At 69.7% G+C, this 13,630-nt stretch carries 13 protein-coding genes; 4 read left to right on the top strand and 9 right to left on the bottom strand.

Features of this window, described 5'->3' with window-relative positions; translation table 11 throughout:
* The first annotated feature begins 11 nt into the window (after positions 1 to 11).
* Positions 12 to 542, top strand: a complete 531-nt coding sequence (locus ABZ833_RS23310; RefSeq protein ID WP_361049562.1) for a GtrA family protein — start codon at positions 12 to 14, stop codon at positions 540 to 542.
* 24 nt (positions 543 to 566) lie between these two features.
* Here the strand turns inward: ABZ833_RS23310 and ABZ833_RS23305 are convergent, their stop codons facing one another.
* Both ABZ833_RS23305 and ABZ833_RS23300 read right to left on the bottom strand, forming a co-directional pair.
* Positions 567 to 1,844 (bottom strand): ATP-binding protein, encoded by a 1,278-nt coding sequence (locus tag ABZ833_RS23305; RefSeq protein ID WP_361049560.1) that lies wholly within the window; start codon positions 1,842 to 1,844, stop codon positions 567 to 569.
* A gap of 205 nt (positions 1,845 to 2,049) precedes the next feature.
* Positions 2,050 to 2,727 carry a response regulator transcription factor gene (locus tag ABZ833_RS23300; protein WP_190083462.1) on the bottom strand — a complete coding sequence of 226 codons (678 nt, stop codon included), beginning with the start codon at positions 2,725 to 2,727 and terminating at the stop codon, positions 2,050 to 2,052.
* 476 nt (positions 2,728 to 3,203) lie between these two features.
* Here ABZ833_RS23300 and ABZ833_RS23295 point away from each other — a divergent pair, with 476 nt between their 5' ends.
* Positions 3,204 to 4,700, top strand: a complete 1,497-nt coding sequence (locus ABZ833_RS23295; protein ID WP_361049558.1) for an oligopeptide:H+ symporter — start codon at positions 3,204 to 3,206, stop codon at positions 4,698 to 4,700.
* A 187-nt stretch (positions 4,701 to 4,887) separates the two neighbouring features.
* Positions 4,888 to 5,718, top strand: a complete 831-nt coding sequence (locus ABZ833_RS23290; RefSeq protein ID WP_361049556.1) for an alpha/beta hydrolase — start codon at positions 4,888 to 4,890, stop codon at positions 5,716 to 5,718.
* Between the two features lie 100 nt (positions 5,719 to 5,818).
* Here the strand turns inward: ABZ833_RS23290 and ABZ833_RS23285 are convergent, their stop codons facing one another.
* From ABZ833_RS23285 to ABZ833_RS23260, 6 genes are all read right to left on the bottom strand, one after another.
* On the bottom strand, positions 5,819 to 7,162 hold the full coding sequence (locus ABZ833_RS23285) for a hypothetical protein (RefSeq protein ID WP_361049690.1): 1,344 nt from the start codon (positions 7,160 to 7,162) through the stop codon (positions 5,819 to 5,821).
* Positions 7,162 to 8,304, bottom strand: a complete 1,143-nt coding sequence (locus ABZ833_RS23280; protein WP_361049554.1) for a hypothetical protein — start codon at positions 8,302 to 8,304, stop codon at positions 7,162 to 7,164. The genes ABZ833_RS23285 and ABZ833_RS23280 overlap by 1 nt, the downstream gene beginning before the upstream one ends.
* 29 nt (positions 8,305 to 8,333) lie before the next feature.
* Complete coding sequence (locus ABZ833_RS23275) at positions 8,334 to 9,308, bottom strand: DUF916 domain-containing protein (protein ID WP_361049552.1); 975 nt, start codon at positions 9,306 to 9,308, stop codon at positions 8,334 to 8,336.
* 100 nt (positions 9,309 to 9,408) lie between these two features.
* Positions 9,409 to 10,134: an LPXTG cell wall anchor domain-containing protein gene (locus ABZ833_RS23270; RefSeq protein ID WP_361049550.1), complete on the bottom strand. Its 726-nt coding sequence runs from the start codon at positions 10,132 to 10,134 to the stop codon at positions 9,409 to 9,411.
* 179 nt (positions 10,135 to 10,313) lie between these two features.
* The gene (locus ABZ833_RS23265) at positions 10,314 to 10,832 is read right to left on the bottom strand and encodes an ATP-binding protein (RefSeq protein WP_361049548.1); all 519 of its coding nucleotides are present in this window, start codon (positions 10,830 to 10,832) and stop codon (positions 10,314 to 10,316) included.
* 276 nt (positions 10,833 to 11,108) lie between these two features.
* A complete protein-coding gene (locus ABZ833_RS23260) occupies positions 11,109 to 11,477 on the bottom strand; it encodes an STAS domain-containing protein (protein ID WP_361049546.1) in 369 nt (122 codons plus the stop codon).
* A 238-nt stretch (positions 11,478 to 11,715) separates the two neighbouring features.
* Here ABZ833_RS23260 and ABZ833_RS23255 point away from each other — a divergent pair, with 238 nt between their 5' ends.
* Positions 11,716 to 12,687 (top strand): RNA polymerase sigma factor SigF, encoded by a 972-nt coding sequence (locus tag ABZ833_RS23255; RefSeq protein WP_361049544.1) that lies wholly within the window; start codon positions 11,716 to 11,718, stop codon positions 12,685 to 12,687.
* A 167-nt stretch (positions 12,688 to 12,854) separates the two neighbouring features.
* Here the strand turns inward: ABZ833_RS23255 and ABZ833_RS23250 are convergent, their stop codons facing one another.
* A complete protein-coding gene (locus ABZ833_RS23250) occupies positions 12,855 to 13,541 on the bottom strand; it encodes an aspartate/glutamate racemase family protein (RefSeq protein ID WP_249589510.1) in 687 nt (228 codons plus the stop codon).
* Between the last annotated feature and the right edge of the window lie 89 nt (positions 13,542 to 13,630).

The raw sequence follows: 13,630 nt of genomic DNA, 5'->3' as shown, positions 1-13,630 counted from the left end.
GGGCGACCACCATGACGGAACGTGGCGCACTACGGGTGCGACTGGAGCAGATCGCGCGCGAAGTGGCCAAGTTCGGAGCCGTGGGGGCGCTGGGCACGCTGGTCAATTTCGGCGTCTCCAACCTGCTGTGGCACACGACGGACCTCCAGGCCGTGCGCGCGAACGTGATCGCCACGGTCGTGGCCATCGCCTTCAACTACGTGGGTTTCCGTTACTTCACGTACAAGGACCGTGACAAGAGCTCCCGCACCAAGGAGCTCACGCTGTTCCTGATGTTCAGCGCGGTCGGCCTGGTGATCGAGAACGGCGTCCTGTACGCGGCGATCTACGGCTTCGACTGGGACAGCCCGCTCCAGCGCAACATCTTCAAGTTCGTGGGCATCGGCATCGCGACCTGCTTCCGCTTCTGGTCCTACCGCACCTGGGTCTTCAAGACGCTGCCCGCGCGGGAGGCCGTCGCCCGTGCGGAATCGTTCCTGGAGGACGGGACCAAGGCCGTGGACGCCGACGAGAAGCGCCCCGCGGTACGGGGCACCCGCTAGCCCTGACTGCCGGGCCCCGGCGGCCTAGCGCACCGTGTCCTCGGGCTCCTGGGCCTGCTTCTGCGGCGGCGTACGCGACAGGAAGAGCCCGAACACCGGCGGCTTCGTCTGCAGCATCTCCAGGCGGCCCCCGTCGGCCTCGGCCAGGTCCCGGGCGACCGCGAGGCCGATGCCGGTCGAGTTGCGGCCGCTGATGGTCCGCTCGAAGATCCGCGCGCCGAGATCGGCGGGGACACCCGGGCCGTCGTCGGTGACCTCGATCACCGTCTGGTTTCCCGTGACGCGGGTCCGCAGGGCCACGGTGCCGCCGCCGTGCATGAGCGAGTTCTCGATGAGCGCCGCGAGGACCTGCGCGACCGCGCCCGGCGTGCCCACGGCCCTTAGATGCCGCTTGCCCGAGCTGACGATGGCGCGGCCCGCGCTGCGGTAGGCGGGGCGCCACTCCTCCAGCTGCTGCTTGATGACCTCGTCCAGGTCGAAGGAGACCGCGGAGCCGGTGCGCGGGTCGCGCGAATTCGTGAGCAGCCGCTGTACGACGTCGGTGAGCCGCTCGACCTGCGCGAGCGCGATCGTGGCCTCCTCCTTCACCGTGTCCAGGTCCTCGGTGACGGTGATCTCCTCAAGGCGCATGGAGAGGGCCGTCAGGGGCGTACGCAGCTGGTGCGAGGCATCGGCTGCCAGCCGGCGCTCGGCGGTCAGCATCCGGGCGATCCGCTCGGCGCTGCCGTCCAGGACGTCCGCGACACGGTCGAGCTCCGGCACCCCGTACCGCTTGTGGCGGGGCCTCGGGTCGCCCGAGCCGAGGCGCTCCGCGGTCTCCGCGAGGTCGGTGAGCGGCGAGGCCAGGCGGTTGGCCTGGCGTACGGCGAGGAGCACGGCGGCGACGATCGCGAGCAGGGCCACGGCGCCGATGATCAGCAGGGTGCGGCCGACCTCCTGGGTGACCGCGGTGCGCGGCTCCTCGACGGTGACCTTCTCGCCCTCCTCGCCCTTGGCCGTGTCGTGGATGACGTCACCGGTGGGGCGGCTGCCGATCTCGATGGCGGGGCGGCCCGGGATCTCGATGAGGGCGTAGCGGTCGGTGTCGACCGCGGCCACGTCGCGCAGGATCTCGGAGTTGATCTTCTCGTCGCTGATGAGCCGGCTGTCGACGATGCTGGCCAGGCGGAGCGCCTCGGAGGTGACGCGCTCCTGGGCGCTGCTGCTGATGGTCCTCGTCTCGACGATGACGAGGCTCACCCCGAAGACCGCGATGACCACGAGGACGACGGCGAGGGTGCTGTTGATCAATCGGCGGCGCATTCCCCCAGTGTCCCGCCTGCGGGGCGACCTTAGGGGCGCGGGGAACTGCGCGAGCGGCCAGGGCGTGTCCCGCACCCGCCCGAAGACCGCTGGTGGCAGACGCGTCTGCGTGGTCCGGACCGTACGCCTCTGCGGGCCGCCGACGGCTGGTCGCGCAGTTCCCCGCGCCCCTGACGGGGCATCTGCCCGGCGCCCAGGGGCGAGATCAACTCTTCTCGAAGCGGAAGCCGACGCCCCGCACCGTGGCGATGTACCGAGGATTCGCCGCGTCGTCGCCCAGCTTCTTGCGCAGCCAGGAGATGTGCATGTCCAGGGTCTTGGTGGACGACCACCACGTGGTGTCCCAGACCTCCCGCATCAGCTGGTCGCGGGTGACCACACGGCCCGCGTCGCGGACCAGGACCCGGAGCAGGTCGAACTCCTTGGCCGTGAGCTGGAGCTCCTCCTCGCCCATCCAGGCGCGGTGCGACTCGACGTCGATGCGCACGCCGTGCGTGGCCGGTGCCTGCTGCGGCTCGGCCGCGCCGCGCCGGAGCAGGGCCCGGACCCGGGCGAGCAGTTCGGCGAGGCGGAAGGGCTTGGTGACGTAGTCGTCGGCGCCCGCGTCCAGGCCGACGACCGTGTCCACCTCGTCGGCGCGGGCGGTCAGGATGAGGATCGGCGCCGTGTGCCCCTCGGCACGCAGGCGCCGGGCCACCTCCAGGCCGTCCATGCCGGGCAGCCCCAGGTCGAGTACGACAAGGTCGACGCTGCCCTGCAGCCCGGCGTCGAGGGCGGTCGGGCCGTCCTCACGCACTTCTACCTCGTAGCCCTCCCTGCGCAGGGCACGGGCCAGCGGCTCCGAGATGGACGCGTCGTCCTCGGCGAGCAGTACACGGGTCATGGGGTGATGGTAGTCCGCGCCGGACGACCGCCGTGGGGTGATCGCCAGCTGATGGTCGACGCCTGCGGCTATGGGGTGCGATCCTGAGGATCACCTTTAAAAGTGGGCTGTTGGTTCCATCGCAACCTGTGATCCATCTCTCAAGTCCTTCCATATGCCGCGCTGTCGTGGCGTATGGTGACCCAACGCCTGATGCACTATGCAAGGACCTTTGGCCCACTGTGCGGCCTTAGGTCTCTTTTATGTGCGGGCCGGCTTCTGCCAGCCTTGAAAGGAATGACCTGTGGTCGGGCCCTGAGCGTGAGGATGCGCCAGGGCGTGGATCCCGGAGTCGCCGTACCAGCGCCCTCCTCGACACGGAGCGCGAAACTCCCCCCGGGCGTGGGGGTGTGGACGGTACGACCCCGGTGCCGACCGCCCCCCACCGGGCGCGCACACGCTCCTGCCGCGCGTCCCGAACCCACGAGGATCGACCCATGGCGTCCAGCCTGACGAAGGACTCCGCCGGTACCCCTGGCTCTGAGAAGACCTTCTTCGGCCACCCCCGCGGACTGGCCACACTCTTCATGACCGAGATGTGGGAGCGCTACAGCTTCTACGGCATGAAAGCACTGCTCCCGCTCTATCTGATCGCCCCCGGCGGCATGAACATGAGCGCCACGACGGCGACGGCGATCTACTCCGTCTACATGTCGATGGTCTACCTGCTCGCCATGCCCGGCGGCTGGATGGCCGACCGGTTCTGGGGACCGCGCAAGACGGTCGCCATCGGCGCCATCGTCGTCATCCTCGGCCACATCACGCTCGCCCTGCCGAGCTCGGCCACGTTCTTCGCGGGTCTCGGTCTCGTCGCGCTCGGTTCCGGCCTGCTGAAGGCCAACATCTCCGCGATGGTCGGCCACCTCTACGACGGCCCGGAGGACCCGCGCCGTGACGGTGGCTTCACGCTGTTCTACATCGGCATCAACGTGGGCGCCTTCCTCGCCCCGCTGACCATCGGCACCGTGGGCGAGAACGTCAACTGGCACTTCGGCTTCGCGCTCGCCGCGATCGGCATGGCGCTCGGCCTCGGCCAGTTCATGCTCGGCTCGCGCCACCTCAGCGCCGAGAGCAGTGTCGTCTCGCAGCCCGCGACGCCGCAGCAGCGCGCGTCCGCCCTGCGCAACGGCCTGATCTGGCTGATCGTCGCGGTCGCGCTCTACACGTTCCTCGGTGTGACCGGCAACTTCGCCGACTGGGCCCTGATGCCCCTCACCATCGCCGGTCTGGTCATCCCGGTCACCGTCCTGGTCCGCATGAAGCGCGACAAGGAGCTGACGAACCTGGAGCAGTCCAAGCTCTCGGGCTACGTCTGGTTCTTCATCGTCGCCGCCGTCTTCTGGATGATCTACGACCAGAACGGCTCGACCCTGTCGATCTTCGGCGAGCACTCGACGACGAACAACCTGCTCGGGTTCGACTTCCCGACCTCCTGGTACCAGTCGCTGAACCCGATCTTCATCATGGCGCTCGCCCCCGTGGTCGCGTCGGCCTGGCTGTGGCTGAACAAGCGGGGCAAGGAGCCGAGCACGGCGGTCAAGTTCGCCTCCAGCCTCACGCTGATCGGCATCTCCTTCCTCGTCTTCCTCATCCCTCTGATCGACACCGCCAACAACGGCGGCAAGGTCAGCCCGATGTGGCTGGTCGCGATCTACTTCATCCAGACCGTCGGCGAGCTCTGCCTCTCCCCGGTCGGCCTCTCGGTCACCACGAAGATGGCCCCGGCGAAGTACACCGCCCAGATGATGGGTGTCTGGTTCCTCGCGGTCACCGCGGGCGACTCCGTCACCGGCCTGCTGACCTCCCCGCAGCTCGGCATCGACCTGAACAACTCGGGTGCGGTCGCCGTCGAGGCGGTCATCGCGGTCATCGCGGGCTTCGGCATCTGGATGAACCGCAAGAAGGTCAAGGAACTCATGGGTTCCGTCAACTGACGTCCGCAACGCCCCCAGCGGGCCGGTAGACGTACGAAAGGGCCGCCGCACCCCACAGGTGCGGCGGCCCTTTCCGTTCGTCCACCCGGGCTCCCCTCGCGCGAACAGAGGATCGTTCGCTAACCCGTGGTGGTGACGCGGAACGTTTCTGTGCCGGTGGCGGGGCCCGCCGGTGGAGCATCTGGCCATGCGTCGTACATTGCCGGTCCTCGCCCTGTGTGTGGCGTTGCTGTCGTCCAGTGCCGCCGTCGAGGCCGCACCCGATCCGTTGCCGGGCAGGACCTTCTCGTACGGGGGGCACGCACGGCAGAACATCACCGTGTACGGCGACCGGTCCGGGCGCCCCGCCCTGATGATCCTGCACGGCGGCTCCTGGGTGCGGGACACCGACTGGAGCGCCCGTGCACGGTGGTTCGCGGCACGCGGGTTCACCGTGTACGACACCGACTACCGCCTCGCCACCGACGCCGCCTGGCCCGCGCAGCGCGACGACGTGCTCGCGGCCCTGCGATGGGTGAAGCGGCGCGGGGGCTCCACGCCCCTGGTGCTCGGCTCGTCCGCGGGCGGGCATCTCGCGGTCAGCGCGGGGGCCTACGGCGCCGGACGCAAGCGGGTGCGCGGCGTGGTGGCCCTCTCCCCCGTGGCCTCCCCCTACCGCGCCTGGCAGGACGGCGGGATGCGCGCCGCGTCACCGGCCCAGCGCAAGCTGCGGGGGACGGCGGAGCTGCTCGCGGGGTGCGTGCCGGACCGGGCATCCGGGCGGTGCTGGAAGAAGTGGGTCGACCTGGTGGCCAAGTCGCGCGCCTCGGGCAAGGACGACGCGCCCCTGTTCCTCACGCACTCGGCGGCGGACTTCGTCCCGGTCGCCCACTCCACGGACCTCGCGCACGCGCAGACGGTGGCGGGCCTGCGGGATGTCACCGTGCGCATCGAGCAGGGCACCGCGCACGGAGGCGAGCTCCTCAAGCGCCCCGCCCTCGCCCAGGCGGTACTCCGCTGGCTGCGGCAGCACGCTTGACGGGGCGTCCACGGGGACGCCCCTTCAGGGGCGCGGGGAACTGCGCGAGCGACCAAGAACAAGCCACACATGTCACAGCCCCGCGCCCCTTGCGGTGGCTTCAGCGCAGACCGTTCCTCCGCCGCGGGAGGAACGTGAAGACCGCGCCGCCCAGCAGGATCACCGTGCCCGCGACGAGCCCGAGCGCGCGCAACGCGCCGTTGTCGTCGGCGCCGGTCTCGGCGAGGTCGCCACCACCGCCCGCGGCGGAGCCACCGCCGGTTGCGGATCCGCCCGCAGAGCCGTCGCCGGAGCCACCGGCGGCGCCGCCCGGCTGTGCCGCCGTGTCGATCTCCAGCGAGACCTCGGCCTTGGACGGGGTGCAGGTCGTCGTCGTACCCAGTGCCTTGACCGTCAGGACGCCCGGCGAGAGCGTCGACTTGCCGTCGGCGCCCGGCTTGTAGGTGCCGGTCAGGTCAGGGATGGTCATCGGGTCGCCGGACTTGATGGGCTCCTTGTTGGTGGGGCCCTCGACGTGCACCGTGCCCTTGTCCGCGCCGCCCAGCTTGACCTCCATCGACGGCTTCACCGAGTCCGCGGGGATGTCGGCGGGGCTGTCCATGACCGACTTCTTGAACTCGACGGTGAGGCCGTAGTTCCCGCCGTCCTTCTTGGCGTTGATCTGGACGGGGGACGTGGCGTCCTTGTCACCGATGGGCGTCTTGCACTTGTAGGGGGTCTGGACTTCCTTGCCGGGGAAGTCGGTCTTGCCGCCGTCGTCGCCACCGCCACCGGTGGAGCCGCCTCCGGTGTCTCCGCCGGTGCTGCCGCCGGATGTGGAGCCGCCGGACGTGGAACCGCCCGAGGTGCTGCCACCCGACGTACTGCCACCCGACGTGGAGCCGCCCGAACTGCCGCCGCCGTCCGTCACCTTGATGGTCGCGCCCGCCTTGACCTCTTCCTTCGGCGTGCACTTGGTGTCGGTCGAGATCGGCTTGCTGACGTTGATGTTGTACGCGCCCGGGGTGAGCGTGACGTCGCCCGCCTTGGTCAGCTTCAGCTTGCCCTTCATGTCGGACAGGATCATGGGGCTGTTCTTCTTGATGGGCGGATTGACCCGCTCGCCCGCCATCGCCAGGTCACCGGTCTGGCCGCCGCCCAGCTTGATGGTGCCGCTCGGCTTCACCGTGTCCTTGTCCAGGTCGAGCACGTCCGGGTTCTTGGACGCGGCCTCCGTCGTCTTCCATACGACCTCGACCTCGTCGCCCACCTTCGCGGTCGCCGGCGCGGTGATCTCCACCTTCGTGGTGCCCTGCACGGGCGGAAGCCCCGAGATCGACGGCGGTATGCACTCCGTCTTGTACGCCACACCGGCCGCCTGCGCGGGGCCCGCGCCCAGCAGGATGCCCGCCCCGCCCAGCAGGAGCGAGACCGAGGCCGCGCCCGCTCTCCGTCGTGTGCTGATCACGTGTTTCCCTTCGTCGTCGGGCTGTTCTCTGACGGTGCGGAGAGCTGTCCGGCCGGTGGGGTCCCTGCGCCGGGGTCTGTGTCAGGGGTGAACCACGGGAGGGTGCCCGTGTTCGTGGCTGCGTCTTTGGCGGACGCACGAGGCGGACTCGTACGTGGCGTACGGGCCGCGTCGTCCGCCGCGACCGCCCCCTGGGGCAGCCTCAACTTCGGCAGCCGGTCGGTGAGTTCGGCGATCCTGCCGGTGCGGTGACGTCCCGCGGGGCGCGAGCCTCGTCCCCCTCGGCGGCGGTTCGGGCGGAGCTTGTCCACCACCGCCATGCCGATGCGGAAGACGGCGGCCGGCACGACGACGCAGAGCAGGACCCAGAAGACGGTGACGCCCCAGGGGCGGCCGACGCCCCAGGGCTGCTCGGCGAGCACCTTGCCGCCGAACTTCAGGGAGACGAGGTAGTTGCCGTGCGCTCCGGCCGAGAGCTCGACCGGGAGCTTGATCTGGGCCTTCTTGCCGGGCGCGATGGTGCCGCGCCACTGCTGTTCCTCGAACTGCGGGGCGAACACGCCGTGGGAGGTGCCCACTTGGAAGACGGGGTCCTTCACGGGGGACGAGCCGACGTTGCCCACGGTGAAGACGAACTTGCGGGACGGCGGGGCGCCGAACCAGGTCAGTACGCCGCTCGAACCCTCGAGCTCGGTGTCGGTGAGGACAGAGAGCCTTCCGCCGCCCTCCTGCTTCGGCAGGGGCTCCACGGGGTGGCCCGCGACCTTGAAGGAGGCGTCCGCCTGGGCCTTGTCCCCCGTGACCGTCGCCACGTGGACCACGCAGGGGCAGGGCTTGGGCGGCTCCGCCACGGGGAGCTTCTTGCTGAAGGCGCCCTTGCCGTCCGTGGTGACGGCGCGGCCGGTGTCGTTGGCGCAGGAGTTCGTGCCGCCGGGTACGCCCCCGGCCGGGGTGGCCTGGCCGCAGACGAGCATCATCAGGAGGGCGTTAGGCCGCCAGCCCTTGCCCTTGACGGTGATGTCGCCCCCCTTGCCGGCCTCGGCCTTGGAGAGGGTGACGGTCGGCTTCTCGGCGGCGGTGGCCTGACCCGCCGGGAGCAGCAGGAAGGCAAGCACCGCCAGCACGGCGGCCGCGGCCATGGATGTCTTTCCGCCTCGTCGGGTGCCGTTCACAGTTGCTCGCCCCTTCCCGTGCCCGCTCCCGCCAACTCCAGCTCCGTACCGCCCTGTTCAGGTTCGTCCCGTGGTGGGTCCCCGGAGCCCCCGCGTCTGCGCACGAACCACACCCCCGCCGCCGCGAGCCCCAGCACCCCGGCCCCCACCCCCGCCACCGCACCCCACGGCACGAAGCGGGCCGATGCGGTCGCCTTGTCGTGGGCTCCGCCCGATGCCTTCACCGTGAGGGTGACCTCGACGGAGTCAAGGGCGGGGGCGTCGGTCCACGGTTCCGTCAGGGTCACCCTGCGGCCGGGGAGCAGCTCCACCGGAAGCGTGCGGGAGCCCCGGTCCAGCAGCGGGCCGAAGACGCCCTCCGCGTGGACCGTGAGCCGGGGGGTCAGGACCGTGTTGCCGCGGTTGACGACGTCGTACGAGATGCGCTCGCCCTCGGCCTTGACGCGCTCGACCGTCAGCGCGGACAGCGTGGGCCCGCTCACCCGCAGATGTACGCGGACCCCCGCGTCACGGCCGCCCTCCCGCGCGACGATCGCCCCTGGGTGGTCGCCCGGCACGGCGCCCTCGGGGATGCCCACGCTGAACGGCACCTCGGCGCGGGTGCGCGGCGGCACCTTCACCTTGCGCTCGGCGAAGGTGATCCAGGAGCCGGTGTCCTTCGGTTTGCTGCGCTTGAGGGAGTACGCGCCGCCCCGGGTGTTGTCCGCGTCCGCGCCGCTCAGCTCCACCGTGCGCGGCTTCGACCCCGGATTGGTGACCGTCACCGTGTCCTCGAGGACGGAGCCGGGCGTGCCCTCCACGTAGAAGTAGGGCCGCCCGTCCTTCGCGGGCCGCGTCCCTCCTCCCGCGGAGGGCGCGACGGACCACGCTCCCGAGTCGTCGGCGCACGCCGAGGTCGCCGGCGCCGCGCCCGTCACCAGTAAGGCCACGGCCACGGTGAGGGCACGTGCAACGGACAGCAGCGACGGCATCGGCGGCTCCTGGATCTTCGTACGCTTTGTACGCGTCGTACGCGGAGGTCGGGCAGGGACGCGCGCGGTCACCGCGTCCCTGCGACGCCGCGCACCGCGACTAGCGCGACCGTGCCGCCTGGTTCCTGCGGGTCAGCCAGAGCGCGCCCGCCGCGCCCGCGAGCAGCACCGTGCCGCCGAGGGTGCCGAGCGCGATCGCGGAGTCCGCGGGTCCGGTCTGCGGGAGCTCGTCGCCGCCGGAGGGCGCGCTGGCCGAGTCGCCGGAGCCGCTGTCGTCGCTCGATCCGCCGGAGCCTCCCGTGGTTCCGCCGCCGCCCGAGCCCTTCACGTCGAGCGAGAGCGAGGGCTTGGGGCTGTTGGACGGCGTGCACGTCGTCGTCGTGCCGAGCGCCTTGATCGTCAGGACACCGGCGGTGAAGGTGACCTTGCCGCTCTTCTTCGGCGTGTACGTCCCCGACAGGTCACTGATCTTGATGGGGGTGTTGGCGGGGATCGCCTTGTCGTTGGGCGCTCCGGAGACCGGCACCGTGCCGCTCTCCGCGCCGCCCAGCTTGATGAGCGCGCTCGGCTTCATCGCGCCCTTGCCCAGCTCCACGGGGCTGGAGGAGACGCCCTTCTGGAAGGACATGGTGAGTTTGTAGCCGCTGCCGCTCTTGACGCTCTTGATATCGATCGGCGAGACCGCGCCCTTGTTCCCGATGGGCGTCTTGCACTGGTAGTTGACGTCCTGGACCTCGGCCTGCGCGGCGGGGGCGGCCATCAGCACCGCCGAGCCGGCCAAGGCCGTGGCGAGCGCGAGCACAGCCGTTCGTTTCTGGTACGACACCTCGAGTTCCCCTCATGCCGGTCGTGGCGTGCCGCGGTGCGGATTTACTGACGGCACATCAGATTGGGCGCTCAAGGTACGCCCGGGGCCTTGCCGAGGGAAGACAAAGAACGCGCCGGATCTCAGTGATCCGGCGCGCATACGAACCGTGGGTAACCCAAGGGGGAACTGAGCGGGCCCTACACGGGCGCGCTCAGCTCTGCCCACACCGTCTTGCCCGAGACCCCCGGGGTACGGACGACTCCCCAGTCCAGGCAGAGCCGCTGGACGATGAACATCCCGTGTCCGCCGGGCCGGCCGGCACGGTGCGGGGTGCGGGGGGCGGGCTGGCCTGCGCCACGGTCGGAGACCTCTATCCGCAGCACCTTGCTGTCGGAGGAGAGCCAGAGCTCGTCGGGGCCCTCGGCGTGCAGGCACGCGTTGGTCACCAGCTCGGACACGACAAGGAGGACGTCCTCCGCGGCCGCCCGCTGATCGGCGCCCGCCGCGGGCAGCCAGCCCCACGCCTGCAGCGCCTGGCGGGCGAAGTCACGGGCGAGCGGCACGATGCCGCTCGCTCCGTTCAGGCTCAGCCTGCGGACCTGGCGCCCCTGACGACCCGTGGCCGCCGGAGCGGCCTGGTCCACGGGAGCGTCCGCGACGACGGTCTCGTACTCCGGACCGCGGTCGCCCGGCGAGCAAGGCCGGGTGGTGCTCATCAGCGCTTCACCTCACCGACAAGAGGACTCTGGACAAGGAACTGGACAAGTAGCGGGACTCCAAGAGGATCATCGGCTGCTCGGCCGTTCCTGCTGTTGATTTGGCAACGATTGATGCGTGGACCGCTGTCGACGTATCCAGGGTGTCTCCTGCCCGGCCGAACCGTGAGAACACCCACTTATTCGACGCAACCCATGTGACGCTGGTAACGCGGTGATCACATAGAGACAACTGGCGCGTAACTCTTGAGTACGCTCCGTCAGCGGGCCGCCCGATCAGTCGGTCAGCGCCGCTTCGAGCGTGTCGTGGACAGTGAAGACCGCCTCGGCTCCAGTGATCTCGAAGACTCGGGCCACCACCGGCTGCATCGCGGCCAGATGCACTCCGCCCCCCGCGGCCTCGGCCTTGAGCCGAGCCCCCAGCAGGACATTGAGTCCGGTGGAATCCATGAACTCCAGGCGCGAACAGTCGACGACGAGCCGCGAGAAGCCGTCGTCGAGGCAGGCCTCGAGTGGTTCACGCAACACATCGGCCGTGTGGTGATCCAACTCACCTGCCGGGGTCACGACGACGCTCGGGCCCTCGGCCCGGACTTCGACCAGAAGCCGGCCACCCTGCGCGCTACCGACTGTCCCGCGGTCCATTCCGTCACTCACTTCCGACCGTCGTGGCTGTTGATGACGCCCCTGAACATTACGCCTTCCACACGCGCTCGGGTACCCGAACATCCCCCCGGAATCGGACATTTCGTCTCAGAACGCACTTGCGACCGGGCTGTGGAAACGGGTAGGGGTAGAAGAGACAGCAATCAACACGGACGGCTTTGGAGGCGCCGCACACCGCAGTGCACGTATTGGCATCGGCAGCCATATGCCGAGAACGATGGAGGACACCATGTCACCCCGGCTCGACGAATCGCGCACTGACCGAGCGACGTCGACACTCTCACCGAACCGTATCGAGACCGAGATCCCGGGTCCCCGCACGGAAGCCACGCCGGACAACGTCCCGGCCCTGACGGCCGTACCGGAGGCGGAAGCCCTTGAGGGGCTCGCCGACCTGCCTGAGATCCCGCCGTTCGACGAGGTGGGACCGCTGGATGCGAGGGCTCTTTCCAAGACCCTCTTCGAACGCCTCGAGTCGCTCGAGGAAGGCACGCACGAGTACGCGTACGTGCGCAACACCCTCGTCGAACTCAACCTCGCCCTGGTCAAGTTCGCCGCCTCCCGGTTCCGCTCCCGCAGCGAGCCGATGGAGGACATCATCCAGGTCGGCACCATCGGCCTGATCAAGGCGATCGACCGCTTCGAGCTCAGCCGCGGCGTCGAGTTCCCCACCTTCGCGATGCCGACCATCGTCGGCGAGATCAAGCGCTTCTTCCGCGACACGAGTTGGTCGGTGCGCGTCCCGCGCCGCCTTCAGGAACTCCGACTGGACCTCGCCAAGGCGGGCGACGAACTCGCCCAGCAATTCGATCGCGCCCCCACGGTGGGCGAGCTCGCCGAGCGCCTGGGCATCTCCAACGACGAGGTCGTCGAAGGCATGGCGGCGTCCAACGCCTACACGGCGAGCTCGCTGGACGCCCAGCCCGAGGAGGACGACTCCGAGGGTGCGCTCGCGGACCGGATCGGCTACGAGGACCACGGACTCGAAGGCATCGAGTACGTCGAGTCGTTGAAGCCGCTGATCGCCGAACTCCCGTCGCGTGACCGGAAGATCCTCTCGCTCCGCTTCGTCGCCAACATGACGCAGTCGGAGATAGGCGATGAGCTCGGCATCTCGCAGATGCATGTGTCGCGACTGCTGTCGCGGACTCTGGTCAAGTTGCGCAAGGGATTGACTGTCGACGAGTGAGGGTTCTCGCCGCTCGGCGTTTTTACGGGTTCCTGGACCGCCGCTTCGCGACGGATCACTCCCACCCACCCACCCGTTTGCCCCGCGTCCTGGGGTAGACGGGTGGGTTGTTTTGTTGGTGGCCCCGGGGGCTCTCGTTCTGGTTCTGGTTCTGTTCTCAAGGTCCTCTACAGCGCCGCCGCCACCGCCGCCTCCGCGTGCAGCCTTGTCGTCGGGAAGACCGGCACCGGGCTGTGCTCCTGCCCGATCAGGAGCTCGATCTCGGTGCACCCGAGGATCACGCCCTCGGCTCCTTCACGTACGAGATCGGCGATGACGTTCTGGTACCCGACACGGGACCGCGCATGCACCTCCCCGAGGCACAACTCCTCGTAGATCACGCGGTGCACGAGCGCGCGCCCTTCCGCGTCCGGCACCAGCACCTCGAGGCCCCGCGCGGCGAGCCGCTCCCGGTAGAAGTCCTGCTCCATGGTGAACGCGGTGCCGAGCAGCCCCACGCGCCGCAGGCCGCCGCGCAGCACCGCGTCGGCTGTCGCGTCCGCGAGGTGCAGGAGAGGCACGGAGAGAGCCTCCTGGACCTGTTCAGCGACCTTGTGCATGGTGTTGGTGCAGATGAGCACGAGATCGGCGCCCGCAGCCTCCACCCCCTTGGCCGCCCGCGCGAGCACCTCGCCCGCCTGCTCCCACTCCCCCGCGACCTGGAGCTGCTCGATCTCGGCGAAGTCGACGGAGTACAGCACGCAGCGGGCGGAGTGCAGGCCGCCCAGGCGCTCGCGTACGAGTTCGTTGAGCAGCCGGTAGTACTCGGCGCTGGACTCCCAGCTCATGCCGCCGATGAGGCCGATGGTCTTCATGGGGCCAGGATCGCACCGGGCTTTGTTTGCGCGGCAGTTCGCCGGGCAGCGGTGGTCGTACCAGCCACGCCGTCGATGCGCGCGAGCGC

Source organism: Streptomyces sp. NPDC047525, assembly GCF_040643025.1.
Lineage (GTDB): Bacteria > Actinomycetota > Actinomycetes > Streptomycetales > Streptomycetaceae > Streptomyces > Streptomyces durmitorensis.
The sequence above is the reverse complement of the archived record's forward strand: the minus strand, read 5'-3'. Positions and strand labels throughout refer to the sequence as shown.